At 68.1% G+C, this 15,681-nt stretch carries 13 protein-coding genes; 12 read left to right on the top strand and 1 reads right to left on the bottom strand.

Features of this window, described 5'->3' with window-relative positions:
- Window positions 1–63 precede the first annotated feature (63 nt).
- From F3H57_RS13125 to kynU, 10 genes are all read left to right on the top strand, one after another.
- Window positions 64–1,104 carry a TRAP transporter substrate-binding protein gene (locus F3H57_RS13125; RefSeq protein WP_149756376.1) on the top strand — a complete coding sequence of 347 codons (1,041 nt, stop codon included), beginning with the start codon at window positions 64–66 and terminating at the stop codon, window positions 1,102–1,104.
- Window positions 1,105–1,180: 76 nt separating this feature from the next.
- On the top strand, window positions 1,181–2,545 hold the full coding sequence (locus F3H57_RS13120) for a glutamine synthetase family protein (protein ID WP_149756375.1): 1,365 nt from the start codon (window positions 1,181–1,183) through the stop codon (window positions 2,543–2,545).
- 66 nt (window positions 2,546–2,611) lie between these two features.
- The gene (locus F3H57_RS13115) at window positions 2,612–3,994 is read left to right on the top strand and encodes an aldehyde dehydrogenase family protein (RefSeq protein WP_149756374.1); all 1,383 of its coding nucleotides are present in this window, start codon (window positions 2,612–2,614) and stop codon (window positions 3,992–3,994) included.
- 31 nt (window positions 3,995–4,025) lie between these two features.
- Window positions 4,026–5,171, top strand: coding sequence for an iron-containing alcohol dehydrogenase (locus tag F3H57_RS13110; RefSeq protein ID WP_149756373.1), 1,146 nt, complete (start codon window positions 4,026–4,028; stop codon window positions 5,169–5,171).
- Window positions 5,172–5,277: 106 nt separating this feature from the next.
- Window positions 5,278–6,066 carry a cyclase family protein gene (locus F3H57_RS13105; RefSeq protein ID WP_149756372.1) on the top strand — a complete coding sequence of 263 codons (789 nt, stop codon included), beginning with the start codon at window positions 5,278–5,280 and terminating at the stop codon, window positions 6,064–6,066.
- A 123-nt stretch (window positions 6,067–6,189) separates the two neighbouring features.
- Complete coding sequence (locus tag F3H57_RS13100) at window positions 6,190–6,675, top strand: MarR family winged helix-turn-helix transcriptional regulator (RefSeq protein ID WP_149756371.1); 486 nt, start codon at window positions 6,190–6,192, stop codon at window positions 6,673–6,675.
- 138 nt (window positions 6,676–6,813) lie between these two features.
- Window positions 6,814–8,958 (top strand): thiamine pyrophosphate-dependent enzyme, encoded by a 2,145-nt coding sequence (locus tag F3H57_RS13095; RefSeq protein WP_149756370.1) that lies wholly within the window; start codon window positions 6,814–6,816, stop codon window positions 8,956–8,958.
- Window positions 8,955–10,583 carry an indolepyruvate oxidoreductase subunit beta family protein gene (locus F3H57_RS13090; RefSeq protein WP_149756369.1) on the top strand — a complete coding sequence of 543 codons (1,629 nt, stop codon included), beginning with the start codon at window positions 8,955–8,957 and terminating at the stop codon, window positions 10,581–10,583. The genes F3H57_RS13095 and F3H57_RS13090 overlap by 4 nt, the downstream gene beginning before the upstream one ends.
- A 129-nt stretch (window positions 10,584–10,712) precedes the next feature.
- Complete coding sequence (locus F3H57_RS13085; RefSeq protein ID WP_149756368.1) at window positions 10,713–11,546, top strand: tryptophan 2,3-dioxygenase; 834 nt, start codon at window positions 10,713–10,715, stop codon at window positions 11,544–11,546.
- Window position 11,547: 1 nt separating this feature from the next.
- Window positions 11,548–12,759 (top strand): kynureninase, encoded by a 1,212-nt coding sequence (gene kynU / locus F3H57_RS13080; RefSeq protein ID WP_149756367.1) that lies wholly within the window; start codon window positions 11,548–11,550, stop codon window positions 12,757–12,759.
- On the opposite strand, the gene F3H57_RS13075 is transcribed toward kynU, so the two are convergent.
- The gene (locus tag F3H57_RS13075; RefSeq protein WP_223163073.1) at window positions 12,756–13,670 is read right to left on the bottom strand and encodes a LysR substrate-binding domain-containing protein; all 915 of its coding nucleotides are present in this window, start codon (window positions 13,668–13,670) and stop codon (window positions 12,756–12,758) included. The two genes, kynU and F3H57_RS13075, sit on opposite strands and share 4 nt — an antisense overlap.
- A gap of 99 nt (window positions 13,671–13,769) precedes the next feature.
- Here F3H57_RS13075 and F3H57_RS13070 point away from each other — a divergent pair, with 99 nt between their 5' ends.
- Together F3H57_RS13070 and F3H57_RS13065 are read left to right on the top strand one after the other, a co-directional pair.
- Window positions 13,770–14,990, top strand: a complete 1,221-nt coding sequence (locus F3H57_RS13070) for an acyl-CoA dehydrogenase (protein ID WP_149756574.1) — start codon at window positions 13,770–13,772, stop codon at window positions 14,988–14,990.
- Between the two features lie 424 nt (window positions 14,991–15,414).
- Window positions 15,415–15,681 (top strand): transposase (locus tag F3H57_RS13065; RefSeq protein WP_188129603.1); only part of this gene is annotated, 267 nt, incomplete at its 3' end.

The following is a 15,681-nucleotide window of genomic DNA, read 5'->3' as shown; positions in this document are numbered from 1 at the left end:
TTCAAACCGAAGAGGCCGGGCAAAACCGGCCCCTCCCATAACCCGACAACAGGAGAGACCAACATGGCTTTAACCAGACGCAACATGATCAAGGGCGCGGCCATCGCTGCCCCGGCGAGCCTTGCCGCCCCCGGCATCGCCCGCGCGCAGGAGCCGATCCGCTGGCGCTTCCAGACCTACGCGGGCACCGCGCTGGGCGAACAGGTGACCAAGCCGATCATCGACTACATCAACAATGCCGCGAACGGCGAGCTCGAGATCGAGCTGTTCTACGCCGACCAGATCGTGCCCACCGGGGAGCTGTTCCAGGCGCTCCAGCGCGGCACCATCGACGGCGTGCACTCGGACGACGACAGCATGGCCTCGCCCACGCCGCTGCGCGTGTTCGGGGGTTATTTCCCGTTCGCGACCAAGCACATCCTCGACGTGCCGGTGCTGTTCAACCAGTACGGCCTCGCCGAGATCTGGGACGAGGAATATGCCAAGGTCGGCGTGAAGTGGCTGTCGGCCGCCGGGCAGGACCCCTGCAACTTCAACACCAAGCGCGAGATCACGTCGGTCGACGACCTCGACGGGCTGAAGCTCTACACCTTCCCGACGGCGGGTCGCTTCCTGAGCCGCTTCGGCGTGGTGCCGGTGAACATCCCCTACGAGGACGCCGAGGTCGCGGTCCAGACCGGGGAGCTTGACGGCATGGCCTGGTCGGGCATCACCGAGGATTACACCGTCGGCTGGGCGGACGTGACCGACTACTTCCTCACGAACAACATCTCGGGCGCCTGGATCGGGTCGTTCTTCGTCAACCAGGAGCGTTGGGCCGACCTGCCGGACCACCTCAAGCAGCTGGTCATGGCGGCGATCGAGGCCGGCCACACCTACCGCAACCAGTGGTACTGGGGCGGAGAGGCGCGGCTGCGCGCCCAGGGCGAGAAGCTGGAACTGCGCACCGTCCCGGCCGAGGAATGGGCCGAGGTCGAGACCGCGGCGAAGGAGTTCTGGGAAGAGATCGCCCAGGAGGGCGAGGTGCACGAGAGGATCGTCGGCATCTTCCGCGAGTACAACGAGGTCATCAACCAAGCCGGCCCGCCCTACACCAACGGCTGAGGCCGCCGCCGCGACACACGGACGGCCCGCCCCGCGCGGGCCGTCCGCCACGTGAGAGACACCGAGGATCACCGACATGGCCGGCAACCTGACATTCGACGCCCTGAAGGAAGAGGCCGCGACGGGCGAGATCGACACCGTGCTGCTGGCGATGGTGGACATGCAGGGCCGCCTGATGGGCAAGCGCTTCCACGTCTCCAACTTCATCGACCACGCGCATGCCGAAACGCATTGCTGCAACTATCTTCTGGCCACCGACCTCGTGATGTCGACGCCGGACGGCTACGCCTCGACCTCCTGGCGCAAGGGCTACGGCGACTACACGCTTCGCCCGGACCTCTCGACCCTGCGGCGGATGCCGTGGCTGGAGAAGACGGCGCTGGTGCTGGGCGACGTGCTCGATCACCACGGCCACGCGCCGGTGGAGCATTCTCCGCGCGAGATGCTGAAACGGCAGGTCGCGCGGCTGGCCGAGATGGGCTTCGATGCTGCCATGGCGACGGAGCTGGAATTCTTCCTCTTCGAGGGCGATTATCGCGCGCTGCAGAAGGACGGCTATCGCAATCTCGTGCCGTTCAACGGCCATAACGAGGATTACTGCCTGTTCCAGACCACGAAGGAAGAGGCAGTGCTGCGGCCCCTGCGCAATCACCTCGTCGCTGCTGGCATCCCGGTCGAGAACACCAAGGGCGAGGCCGAGGTCGGCCAGCAGGAGCTGAACATCCGCTATGCCGATGCTCTGGGTTGCGCGGATCATCACACCATCGCCAAGCACGCCACGAAGGAAATCGCCTGGCAGAACGGGCTCTCCGCGACCTTCCTGCCGAAATGGGCGGCCGACAAGGTCGGCTCGTCGAGCCACGTGCACATGTCGCTCTGGAAGGACGGGGCGCCGGCGTTCTACGACGCCGATGCGCCGCTCGGCATGTCGAAGACGATGCGGGCGTTCTGCGCGGGCCTGATCGCCCATGCGCAGGAGATCACGTTCTTCTTCGCGCCCTACGTCAATTCCTACAAGCGCTTCGCGCCGGGGACCTTCGCGCCGACCAAGACCGTCTGGTCGGAGGACAACCGCACCGCCGGCTTCCGCCTCTGCGGATCGGGCAGCAAGGCGGTGCGCATGGAATGCCGGATCGGCGGGTCGGACATGAACCCCTATCTCGCGCAGGCGGCGCTTCTGGCTGCTGGGATCAAGGGGATCGAGGACGGGCTTGAGTTGGCGCCGGCCTACGACGGCGACGTCTACGAAAGCGACGACGTGGCCGAGATCCCGCGCAACCTGCGCGATGCGACGGAGGCCCTGCGCGGCTCGGCCATGCTGCGGGCGGCGATGGGCGACGCGGTGGTCGATCACTACGTGCGCAGCGCCGAATGGGAGCAGGAGGAATTCGACCGCGCGGTCACCGACTGGGAACTGGCGCGCGGCTTCGAGAGGGCCTAGGCCCACGCTGGAAAGGGTTGCGCCGGACCGGCCCCGCACGGGGCGGCGGCGCGCGAAAGGAGCGACATGAGCGACACGCTGAAGTGCATCTCGCCGATCGACGGATCGGTCTTCGCCGAACGCCCGGTGCTGAGCGTCGCGGAGGGCCGCGCGGCCGCCGCCCGCGCCCGCGCCGCGCAGCCCGACTGGGCCGCCCGGCCGATCCGCGAACGCGCGGATCTGGTGATGAAGGGCATCGCCGCGGTCGGCGCGATGAACGACGAGATCGTGCCGGAACTGGCGCACATGATGGGCCGCCCGGTGCGCTACGGCGGCGAATTCGGCGGTTTCGAGGAACGCGGCGCCTACATGGCCGAGATCGCCGAAGAGGCGCTGGCCGATATCGAGGTGGGCGACGACGACGCCTTCCGCCGCTACATCCGCCGCCTGCCCTGGGGCGTGGTGTTCGTGGTGGCGCCGTGGAATTACCCGTGGATGACGGCGATCAACACCGTCGCCCCGGCGCTGATCGCGGGCAACACCGTGGTTCTGAAACACGCCACGCAGACGCTGCTGGTGGGCGAGCGCATGGCGCGCGCCTTCCATTCTGCCGGCATCCCCGAGGACGTGTTCCAGAACGTGTTCCTCGGCCACGAGACCACCAACGAGCTGATCGCAGGGCGGGCGTTCGACTTCGTGAACTTCACCGGCTCCGTCGGCGGCGGGCAGGCGATGGAACGCGCGGCGGCGGGCACCTTCGTGCCCGTGGCGACGGAGCTCGGGGGCAAGGATCCCGGCTACGTCATGGACGACGCCGACCTCGATGCCGCCGTGAACGGCCTGATGGACGGTGCGATGTTCAATGCCGGCCAGTGCTGCTGCGGGATCGAGCGGATCTACGTGCACGAAAGGCTCTACGAGGGCTTCGTCGAGAAGGCCGTGGCCTGGGCGAACGAGCTGGTCCTCGGCAACCCGCTGGAGGAGGCGACCACGATCGGCCCGATGGCCAATGTCCGCTTTGCCAAGGTCGTGCGCGACCAGGTCGAGAAGGCCGTCGCCGACGGCGCCACCGCGCATATCGCGACCATGCCCGCCGATGACGGCGGCGCCTACCTCACGCCGCAGATCCTCACCGGCGTCACCCACGACATGGAGGTGATGCGCGAGGAAAGCTTCGGCCCCGTGGTCGGCATCATGCCCGTGACGGACGACGACGAGGCGGTGCGGCTGATGAACGACTGCAAGTTCGGCCTGACCGCGAGCGTCTGGACCCGCGACGTCGACCGCGCCGCCGCCATCGGCGACCGGATCGAGACCGGGACGGTGTTCATGAACCGTGCCGACTACCTCGACCCGGCGCTCTGCTGGACCGGCTGCAAGGACACCGGGCGCGGCGCCGGCCTGTCGGTGCTGGGCTTCCACGCGCTGACGCGGCCGAAATCCTATCACCTGAAGAAAACCACGGCCTGAGCGGCCCCACAGCAACGACGAGGCACTTGCCATGAGCCCGACCGGCAACTGGTCCTATCCCACCGCCATCCGCTTCGGCGCCGGGCGCCTTGCGGAACTGCCCGACGCCTGCGCCGCTGCCGGCATTTCCCGGCCGCTACTGGTCACCGACCGCGGGCTGGCGCCGCTGGAGATCACCACTCGCGCGCTCGACATCCTCGAAGGCGCGGGCCTCGGTCGCGCGCTCTTCGCGGAGGTCGATCCCAACCCGAACGAGGTCAACCTCGCCGCCGGGGTGGAGGCGTTCCGCGCCGGCGGCCATGACGGGGTGATCGCCTTCGGCGGCGGCTCGGGGCTCGATCTGGGCAAGATGGTCGCCTTCATGTGCGGCCAGACGCGCCCGATCTGGGATTTCGAGGATATCGGCGACTGGTGGACGCGCGCGGATGCCAGCGCCATCGTGCCCAACATCTGCGTGCCGACGACCGCCGGCACCGGGTCCGAGGTGGGGCGCGCAAGCGTCATCACCAATTCCGAGACGCATGTGAAGAAGATCATTTTCCACCCCAAGGTGCTGCCCTCCGTGGTGATCGCGGACCCCGAGCTGACCGTGGGCATGCCCAAGGCGATCACCGCCGGGACCGGCCTCGATGCGTTTGCGCATTGCGTGGAGGCGTTCTCGTCGCCGCATTACCACCCGATGAGCCAGGGCATCGCGCTCGAGGGGATGCGGCTGGTGATCGACAACCTGCCGCGCGCGTACGCCACGCCGGACGATCTGGAGGCGCGGGCGAACATGATGTCGGCGGCGGCGATGGGCGCGACGGCGTTCCAGAAGGGCCTCGGCGCGATCCACGCCATGAGCCACCCGGTTGGCGCGATCTGGGGCACCCATCACGGCACCACGAACGCCGTGTGCATGCCTGCCGTCCTGGACCTCAACGCGCCGAAGATCCGCGACCGCTTCGACCGCGCGGCGCCGTATCTGGGGATCGACGGCGGTTATGACGGCTTCCGCGCCTTCGTGCAGGACTTCAACGACGGCTTCGACATCCCGCGCAAGCTGCGCGACCTGGGTGTCACGACGGACCGCACGGACGACCTTGTTGCGATGGCGCTGGAGGATCCGTCCTGCGGCGGCAACCCGGTCACTCTGACCGCCGAGAACCTGCGCGGCCTCTTCGATAAGGCGATCTGAGCCTGCGGCCCGCGCCGACCGGCGCGGGCCTTCCAGCCGATATTTGCATCTGCATATGTATCTCGCTAACCTGCCAGGGAAATGCGCGATCATCGGGAGAACGGAAATGTCGGCAACGGACATCGTGAAGGATCTGGGGGCGCAGCTGCTCGCGGGGAAGGTGAAGGTCGTGGACCTGTCGGCGACGCTCGGCCCGGACACCCCGATCCTGCACCTGCCGCCCGACTTCGCCAAGAACACCCCCAAGGTCGAGATCCACAAGATCAGCGAATACGACGAGGACGGCCCGTTCTTCGCCTGGAACTGGATGGTGCTTGGCGAGCATTCCGGCACCCATTTCGATGCCCCGCACCACTGGATCACCGGAAAGGATTATGAGGAAGGCTTTACCGACACGCTCGAGCTGCAGCGCGTCGTGGCGCCGGTGAACGTTCTCGACTTCTCTGCCGAAAGCGCGGCGGACGCCGACTTCCTGCTCACCCCGGACCACATCAAGGCGTGGGAGTCCGAGCATGGCGAGATCGGTGCCGGCGAGTGGGTGGTGATGCGCAGTGACTGGGACAAGCGGGCGCACGACGAAGCCGCGTTCCTCAACGCCGACGAGACCGGCCCGCATTCGCCCGGACCGACCCCCGAGGCGATCGAATACCTGCTGTCGAAGAAGATCGTCGGCTGGGGCACGCAATGCATCGGCACCGATGCAGGCTGCGCCGGCGGGCTGGAGCCACCGTTCCCCGCGCACAACTTCCTGCACCGCGACAATTGCTTCGGGCTGGCGTCGCTCGCGAATCTCGACCAGCTGCCGCCGAAGGGCGCTGTGCTGATCGCGGCCCCGCTCAAGATCGTGCGCGGCACCGGCAGCCCGATCCGGGCGATGGCGCTTGTGCCGGCGTGAGCCGGAGCGCCTGATGCGGCGCTTGGGCCTCTCCGGACGCGGATGCGAGGGTTCGACGCTTTCTGAATGCGGCCTAGGTGCCGGCCCGGTAGGATCCGTGACGGAGAGGACCGGGTGACACCGATGGCAGAAGATCAGGCGGACGGCCCGCTTCGCGCCGATCAGACATTGGGCGAGATCGGGCTGTGGCAGTTCGCGCCCTACCTGATGAATCGCATCATGGGGCGCTACAACGCCAACCTGCAGGCGGCGCTGCGGGCGCAGAGCCTGACCACCGCCAAGATGCGCACGCTTGCCGTGCTGGCGGTGGTGCCGGGGCTGACGATCAACGAGCTGTCGGTCTACGCCGTGACCGAGCAGTCGACCATGTCCCGCACGCTCGAGGCGATGGAAAAGGCCGGCCTGATTCGCCGGCAGGCCCGTGACACCGATGCCCGCGTGCGCGAGATCTACCTGACGGAGATGGGCCGCGCGGAGTTCGATGCGGTCTGGCCGACGATGCACGCCCGCTACGAGGAGATGTTCGCCGGCATCGACGACGCGGAGCGGGCGGCCTTTGTCGGCACCCTGCAGAAGGTCCTTCGGAACGTGCGGCTGCACGACCTTTAGGCGCTGCGCGCCGATCACGCCATTTGCATTGGCTGTTTCCGCAGTGCCGGGAATTTCCGCAGTGCCTGCAATCTCCACCTTTGCAAAAATCTATGCAAATGGATATAAATGCCCAAACCCCGGATGGGAGGGCACACTATGGCTGAGAGATCGTTCAAGAAAGAGGTGGAGCAGCTGCGCATCGGCGCGGGCGAGACCTTTCGCGGCGAGGGCATCCTCGCCATCACCAAGGCGCTTCTGGAAAACGGCGTGGGCTATGTCGGCGGCTATCAGGGCGCACCGATCAGCCATCTGATGGACGTGCTCGCCGATGCCGAAGAGCTGATGGGCGAGCTTGGCATCCGTTTCGAGGCCAACGCCTCCGAAGCCGCCGCCGCCGCGATGCTGGCGGCCAGCGTGCATTACCCGATCCGCGGGGCCGTCACCTTCAAGTCGACCGTCGGCACCAATGTCGCGTCCGACGCGCTCGCCAACCTCGCCTCGGGCGGGGTGAACGGCGGCGCGCTCATCATCGTCGGGGAGGATTACGGCGAAGGCTCCTCGATCATGCAGGAGCGGAGCCACGCCTTCGCGATGAAGTCGCAGATCTGGCTTCTCGATCCGCGCCCGAACCTGCCGTCGATCACCGACGCGGTACGCCAGGGCTTCGAGCTGTCGGAGGCATCGAACACGCCGGTCATGCTGCAGCTTCGCATCCGCTGCTGCCACGTCCACGGTGCATTCGAGGCCAAGGACAACGTGCCCCCGCCACTCACGGTGCGTGAGGCACTGTCGAGCCCGCAACGCGACACCAGCCGGATCGTCCTGCCGCCCGCCTCCTTCCAGCACGAGAAGCAGAAGATCGAGGTGCGCTGGCCCGCCGCCGTCGACTACATCAAGGACAACAAGCTCAACGAGTTCTTCGGACCCGAGCAGGGCAAGGTCGGCATCGTCCTTCAGGGCGGCATGTATAACGGCGTGATCCGCGCGCTGCAGCGCCTCGGCCTCGCGGACGTCTACGGCGACACCGAGATCCCGCTTTACTGCCTGAACGTGACCTACCCGCTGGTCGACGACGAGTTCCTGGCCTTCTGCGAAGGCAAGGACGCCGTGCTGATCGTGGAGGAAGGCCAGCCCGACCATATCGAACAATCGCTCCGTTCGATCCTGCACAAGGCCGGGCACGGCGTGAAGGTCGCGGGCAAGGACGTTCTGCCGATGGCGGGCGAATATACCGGGCAGGTCATGCTCGACGGGCTGGAGGCGTTCCTCGCCAAGTACGCGGGCGATACGATGCCCGACCGCGCCCGCGCGCCGAACCGTCCCGGCCCGGTGCCGGACCTCTCCGAAGTGGTGCCCGGCCGTCCGCCCGGTTTTTGCACCGGCTGCCCCGAACGGCCGATCTTCGCCGCGATGAAGCTGGTGGAGGAAGAGACCGGACCGCACCAGGTGTCGGCCGATATCGGCTGCCACCTCTTTTCGATCATGCCGCCGTTCGAGATCGGTGGCACGACCATGGGCTACGGCCTCGGCCCGGCCTCCAACGCCGCGTTCGACGGCGGCGGAGAAAAGCGCCCGATCTCGATCATCGGGGACGGCGGGTTCTGGCACAACGGGCTGTCGTCCTCCATCGGCAACGCGGTGTTCAACAAGTCCGACGGCGTGACCATCGTCGTGGACAACTACTACTCCGCCGCGACCGGCGGGCAGGACATCCTGTCGTCGCGTGCGAACAACAAGACCAAGGCGACCCAGAACCCGATCACCGAGGCGGTGAAGGGCGTCGGCGTCAAATGGGTCCGGCAGATCGACCGCACCTACGACGTGAACAAGATGCGCGAGACGCTGCGCGAGGCGCTGACCACGGACCACGAGGGGCCGAAGGTCATCGTCGCGTCGTCGGAATGCATGCTCAACCGTCAACGCCGCGAAAAGCCGCTGCTGGCCAAGGCGATCAAGGAGGGACGGCGCGTCGAGCGGCCCAAGTTCGGCGTCGACGAAGAGGTCTGCACCGGCGATCACGCCTGCATGCGGCTGTCGGGCTGCCCCTCGCTGACGCTCAAGATGCCGGACGATCCGCTGCGCGACGATCCCATCGCGCATATCGACCAGTCCTGCGTCGGCTGCGGCAATTGCGGCGAGGTGGCGGATGCCGCCATCCTCTGCCCGTCGTTCTATCAGGCCGACCTCGTCCATAACCCCAAACCGATGGAGACGCGCATGGCCCGCTGGCAGCGCCGCGCGATCGACTGGCTGCAGGAGCGCCGCGCCGGCAAGCGGCTCGCGCGGGAGGCGGTGCGATGAACCAGGCCGTCACGCTCGATGCGAAATCGCCCGATCCGCGGCTGGGACAGGTCCTCAAGCTCGCCGTCATGGCGGTCGGCGGCCAGGGCGGGGGCGTCCTGACCAACTGGATCATCGACCTCGCGGAGCGCAACGGCTACGCCGCGCAGGCGACCTCCGTCGCCGGGGTCGCGCAGCGCACCGGCGCCACGATCTACTACGTGGAGATGCTGCCCGAGAGCGACCGCCAGCCGGTCTTCGCGCTCGCGCCCGCCGAGGGCGATGTCGACATCCTCATCGCCGCAGAGATGATGGAGGCGGGCCGGGCGATCATGCGCGGCTTCGTCACGCCGGACCGCACCACGCTCATCGCCTCGTCGCATCGCGCCCTGGCCGTCAGCGAGAAGATCGTGCCGGGCACCGGTCTGGCCGACAGCCGCGCGGTGGCGAAAGCGGCCGAGGAAAGCGCCGCGAAGTTCGTCGCCTTCGACATGGAGGCGATGGCGCGCGATGCGGGCTCGGTGATCTCCGCCAGCCTCTTCGGCGCGCTTGCCGGGTCGGGCACGCTGCCCTTCCCCGCCGAGACCTACCGCGAGACGATCCGCGCCTCGGGCCGGGGCGTCGATGCCTCCCTCGCCGCGTTCGAGGCGGCGCGCGAGGCCGCCGCGGCCGGCCGCACGCCCACCACGACGGAGCTGACCGAGGCCGCGCCGGAGCCGGGCGGTGTCCTGCCCCCGGCCGCCACGCCGGTCCACGAGGACGCGGACCCCGAGCGCATGGTCGGGCCGGACGCGATGCTGAGCGAATGGGAGGCCCTGACCGACCGCGCCAAGGCACTGCCGGAACCGGTCGTGCCGCTGGCCCAGGCCGGCCTGCGCAAGCTGGTGGATTACCAGGACGTCGCCTACGGCCGCGAATACCTCGACCGGCTCGACGCGATCCTGGCGCGCGACCGCGCAGCGGGGGGCGAGGCGCAGGGCTTCGACTTCACCGCGAACGCGGCGAAGTACCTCGCCACGGCGATGGCCTATGACGACATCCCGCGCGTTGCCGACCTCAAGACCCGAAAGGGAAGGTTCGAGCGGATCAACGACGAGATGCGCGCGCCGGACGGCACGCTCGTTCACGTCACCGAGTACATGCACCCCCGCGCGGAAGAGGCGATCAGCGTCATGCCCGCCCGCCTCGGCGCGTGGGTGGAGGCGCGGCCGCACCTTGTCTCCGCGCTCGACCGGGCGATCAACCGGGGGCGGCGGCTGCGCACGGACCGGCTCGCGGGGTTCGCGATGCTCTACGTCGTGGCGGGCCTGCGCAAGCGGCGGCGCGGCATGCTGCGCCACGGCCGGGAGATGGCGCATATCGAGACGTGGCTCGACACCGCGCTCGGTCGGCTCGACACGGATTATGCCCACGCGACCGAGACGCTGAAGATCCGCCGGCTGATCAAGGGCTACAGCGACACGCACGCGCGCGGCCTTGCCAAGTTCGACAAGGTCATGTCGGGCGCGACGCTGGTCGAAGGGCGCGATGACGCCGCCGACTGGACCGCGCGCCTGATCACCGCGGCGCTCAAGGCTCCCCAAGGCGAGGCGCTGGACGGCGCGCTGCAGACGATCAGGTCCTTCACCACCGCCGGTGAGGCTTGATCCGGACCGGTCGCCGCTCCCTCTCCCGGCGGCCGGCCCCAAAGCTTCAAGCCTGAAATTTTATACTTGAAGCAAAACCCGGCCGGGCCTACGCTGCTTCTGCCTTTGGCAGACGCGAAGGGGCTTGCGATGTCCGATGCCTACGATCCCGCCGGCGATGGCGCGCAGATGTCCTTCGCGCGCGACATGAGCTACGGCGACTATCTGCGCACGGACGCGATCCTGACCGCGCAGGCGCCGCTTTCGGACGCGCATGACGAGATGCTGTTCATCATCCAGCACCAGACCTCCGAGCTGTGGATGAAACTGGTCCTGCACGAGATCGGCGCCGCGCGCTCGGCCATCTGCGCCGGGGCCCTGCAGCCGTCCTTCAAGGTGCTGTCGCGGGTCGCTCGAATCTTCGATCAGCTCAATTCGTCTTGGGACGTGCTGCGCACGATGACCCCGTCGGATTATACCACGTTCCGCGAAAGCCTCGGCCGGTCGTCGGGCTTCCAGTCGCACCAGTACCGGCTGATCGAATACGCGCTCGGCAATCGCAACGAGAACCTGATGCGCGTGCACGAACACCGCCCCGAACTCCACGCGATGCTGGAGGCGGAGTTGTCGCGCCCCTCGCTCTATCACGTCACGCTCGACCGGCTGAGTGAGGCTACGGGCCACCGCTTCGATCCCGCCGCCTACCGGATGCGCGCGCCGCACGCCCGCGACGAAGGCATCGAGGCCGCCTGGCACGAGGTCTATGCCGACACCGCGCGGTTCTGGAACCTCTACGAACTGGCCGAGAAGCTGGTCGACCTCGAGGATTACTTCCGCCGCTGGCGCTTCAACCACGTCACCACGGTGGAGCGCGTGATCGGCTTCAAGCGCGGCACAGGCGGGACGAGCGGCGTGAACTACCTGCGCAAGATGCTCGACGTCGAACTGTTCCCCGAACTCTGGAGCGTCCGCGGAGGACTCTGAGATGCCCGATACCAGCCACGCCCCGACCTCCGTCACCCGCAAGGATCTGTTCGATCTGCCGGAGGGGGTGATCTACCTCGACGGCAATTCTCTGGGGCCGCTGCCGAAATCCGTGCCCGCGCGCACGCAGGAGATGATCTCCGGCGAGTGGGGCGAGATGCTCATCCGCGGCTGGAACCAGGCCGACTGGTTCACCCAGCCCGGCCGCGTGGGCGACCGTGTCGGCGCGCTGATCGGCGCGCCCGAAAGTTCGGTGGTGATGGGCGACACGCTGTCGATCAAGGTCTACCAGGCGCTCGCCGCCGCGCTGGCGATGCGCCCCGGCCGCCGGGTCGTGCTGTCGGACAGCGGCAACTTTCCCACCGACCTCTACATGGCGCGCGGCCTTCTTGAGACGCTGGGCCAGGGCCACGAGCTGCGCGTCGTCGCGCCCGAAGAGGCGGCGGGCGCCATCGACGAGGATGTCGCGGCGGTGATGCTGACCGAGGTCGACTACCGCACCGGCCGGCGCCACGACATGGACGCGATCACCCGAACGGCGCAGGACGCGGGCGCGGTGATGATCTGGGATCTCGCGCACAGCGCCGGCGCCGTGCCGGTGGACCTGGGCGGATCGGGCTGCGAATTCGCGGTCGGCTGCACCTACAAGTACCTCAACGGCGGACCCGGCGCGCCGGCCTTCATCTATGTCCGGCCCGACCTCGCGGACGGGGCGCGGCCCGCGCTTCAGGGCTGGATGGGCCACGGCGCGCCCTTCGCCTTCGACCTCGACTACCGGCCCGCCGGCGGGATCGAGCGGATGCGCGTCGGCACCCCGCCGGTGATCCAGATGACCGCTCTGGAAGAGGCGCTGCGCGTCTGGGACGGGGTGTCGATGACCGACGTGCGCGCCGCCGCCGTCGCCCTGATGGAGCAGTTCATCGAGGAGGTGGAGGCGCGCTGCCCGCAGCTGTCCCTCGCCAGCCCGCGCGATCCGGGCCAGCGCGGCAGCCAGGTGTCGTTCCGCTTCGCCGAAGGCTACGCCGCGATGCAGGCACTGATCGACCGGGGCGTGATCGGCGATTTCCGCGCGCCCGACATCATGCGCTTCGGCTTCACGCCGCTTTACCTCGATTCCGGGGACGTGAGCGCCGCGGTCGACGTGCTGGAAGAGGTCCTGTCGCAGGAACTCTGGCGCGATGCGAAGTACCAGGCACGGTCGGCGGTGACCTAGCGCGGTAGCGGGTCGTCCTCCGCCTCCGCCTCTGTCGCGATCCAGTCTCGGAACTGCCTGAGCGCCCGGCTCTCGGCCCGCTCCGCCGGCCAGACGAGGTGATAGGCGCCGAGCGTCACCGGCGCCGCATTCGCCGCGCGCACCAGCCGGCCCGTCGCAAGCTCCGTCTCCACCAGGTAATCAGGGAGCAGCGCCACGCCCAGTCCCGCCTGCGCGCCCTCGCGCATGGCGACGAACTGATCGAACGTGGTCCCGGCCTGGCCCGGCGCGCTGACGCCCTGCGCCGCGAACCAGTCGCGCCAGGAGGCCGGCCGCGTCTCCATGTGAAGAAGCGGCAAGTCGGTAAGCGCGGCGGGGCTCGCCGGCCCGCCCGGCAGCAGATCCGGGGCGCAGACCGGCAGCATGCGTTCGGGCCGCAGGCGCAGGCGGCGCGTGCCGGGGCGCGGCTCCGCCCCGCCGAACTCGATCGCCGCATCGAAGGGATCGGCGGCGAAGTCGCAGGGCCGGATGCGGGTGGCGAGGTTCACGGTCACGTCCGGGTGCCGGCGGGCGAAATCCGGCAGGCGCGGCACCAGCCAGTGCATCCCGAAGGTCGGCAGCATCGCCAGATCGAGGCTGCCCGCCCGTTCCGGCAGCCGCAGCGCCAGCGACGCCTGCGCGATTCGGTCGAGCGCACCGCGCACCGTCTGGGCATAGTCCCGCGCCGCCGGCAGCAGCTCCAGCCGTCGCTTCTCGCGCCGCACCAGCGGCACGCCGAGCGTGTCCTCCAGCGTGCGGATCTGCCGGCTGACCGCGCTCTGGCTGAGGTCGAGCTCCTCCGCGACGGCGGTGGCCGATCCCAGCCGGTCGAGCGCTTCGAGCGCGCGCAGCGCGCCAAGCGGCGGGATGGTGCGACGGGAGAGCGTCGTCACTTGCGGTTTCCTCATGCATTCTTGCGCAATTGTCGATTTTTCATGCGCCCGGCGCAAGGTATGCTGCGCGCAAATCCAGGAGGACCCGACATGAACGAGATGAGCCAGACCCCGACCCTGCGCGACAAGGACGCCCCCAACCTCGGCCCCTTCGACTGGCAGGACCCGTTCCGGCTGACCGATCAACTCGATGAAGACGAGCGCATGATCGCCGAGAGCGCGCGCACCTTCGCGCAGGAAAACCTGCAGACCCGCGTCAGCGACGCCTTCGAAGAGGAAACCGTCGCGCCCGAGATCTTCCCCGAGATGGGCGAGATGGGCCTTCTCGGCGTGACCCTGCCCGAGGAATACGGCGGGCTCGGGTCGTCCTACGTGACCTACGGCCTCGTCGCGCGCGAGATCGAGCGCGTGGACTCGGGCTACCGGTCGATGATGTCGGTGCAGTCGAGCCTGGTGATCTACCCGATCTACGCCTACGGGTCGGAAGAGCAGCGGCAGAAGTACCTGCCTAAGCTCGCCAGCGGCGAATGGATCGGCTGTTTCGGCCTGACCGAGCCCGATGCCGGGTCGGACCCCGCCGCGATGAAGACGCGGGCGGAGAAGACCGATGGCGGCTACCGGATCTCCGGCTCCAAGATGTGGATCTCCAACTCGCCCATCGCGGATGTCTTCGTCGTCTGGGCGAAGTCCGACGCGCACGAGGGCAAGATCCGCGGCTTCGTGCTGGAAAAGGGCATGAAGGGTCTGTCGGCGCCGAAGATCGGCAACAAGCTGAGCTTGCGCGCCTCCGTCACCGGCGAGATCGTGATGGACGGCGTCGAGGTCGGGGAGGATGCGCTCCTGCCCAACGTGCAGGGCCTCAAGGGGCCGTTCGGCTGCCTCAACCGCGCGCGCTACGGCATTTCCTGGGGCGTTCTGGGCGCGGCAGAGTATTGTTGGCAGGCGGCGCGGGGCTACGGGCTCGACCGCAAGCAGTTCGGCCGGCCGATCGCGCAGACGCAGCTTTTCCAGAAGAAACTTGCCGATATGCAGACCGAGATCGCGCTCGGCCTTCAGGGCTGCCTGCGCGTCGGCCGCCTGATGGACGAGGCCAAGGCCGCGCCCGAGATGATCTCCATCCTCAAGCGCAACAATTGCGGCAAGGCGCTCGACATCGCGCGGATGTCGCGGGACATGCACGGCGGCAACGGCATCTCGGGCGAGTTCCAGGTGATCCGCCACATGGTCAACCTCGAGACGGTGAACACCTACGAGGGCACTCACGACGTGCACGCGCTGATCCTCGGGCGCGCGCAGACGGGGCTGCAGGCGTTCTTCTGACGCGTTGTCGCCGCCGCCCCTGCCGGAGTGCCCCGAGCGAGAGGGCCGGCGCGCTACGTGGTGGCGCCGGTTCAAGGCCGAACAACAGCTCAAGCAGATCGGCGAAGGGGGGGGCGTCTTTGCCGATCGTTGTCGGCTTGGTCTCGGCGATGTTGCCCGCACAAACGGAGCTTTCGGCTACCTGATCCCTTGGCATCGCTTGTCCACAATCGCTCGCGACCGCTGCTGCCGCCTCCGAATTTGCGGCGACTTCGGAGCGGCCCGGCCGAGTAGGGCCTGAGGACGCCTTGCGGCGGTCTTGCGAAAGCGGCTGCGGAAGATTGAAGCAACTCTCAGCCGGATATTTTCCCACCGACATCGGCTTTGTTGGGCAAAGGCGGGGTGAGGGATTCATCTCGTGAATCCAGCGTGGTAGCTGGTCTGCATGAGCAGACCTACGCCGCCGAGCTACAAGACCAGGAACTGGCCGGCCTACAACGAAGCGCTGAAGCAGCGTGGCTCCCTGACGATCTGGTTCGATCCCGACATGGTCTGGGTGCCGCCACCGACCGGCAAGCAAGGCAGGCAGCCGCAGTATAGCGATGCCGCGATCCAGACGTGCCTGACGATGAAAGTCCTCTTCGGTATGGCCCTCCGGCAGACGACCGGGTTCGTGGAGAGCCTGCTCCGCCTGGTCGGCCTCGACTGGACC

The organism is Roseivivax sediminis, assembly GCF_900112685.1.
Classification (GTDB): domain Bacteria; phylum Pseudomonadota; class Alphaproteobacteria; order Rhodobacterales; family Rhodobacteraceae; genus Roseivivax; species Roseivivax sediminis.
The sequence above is the reverse complement of the archived record's forward strand: the minus strand, read 5'-3'. Positions and strand labels throughout refer to the sequence as shown.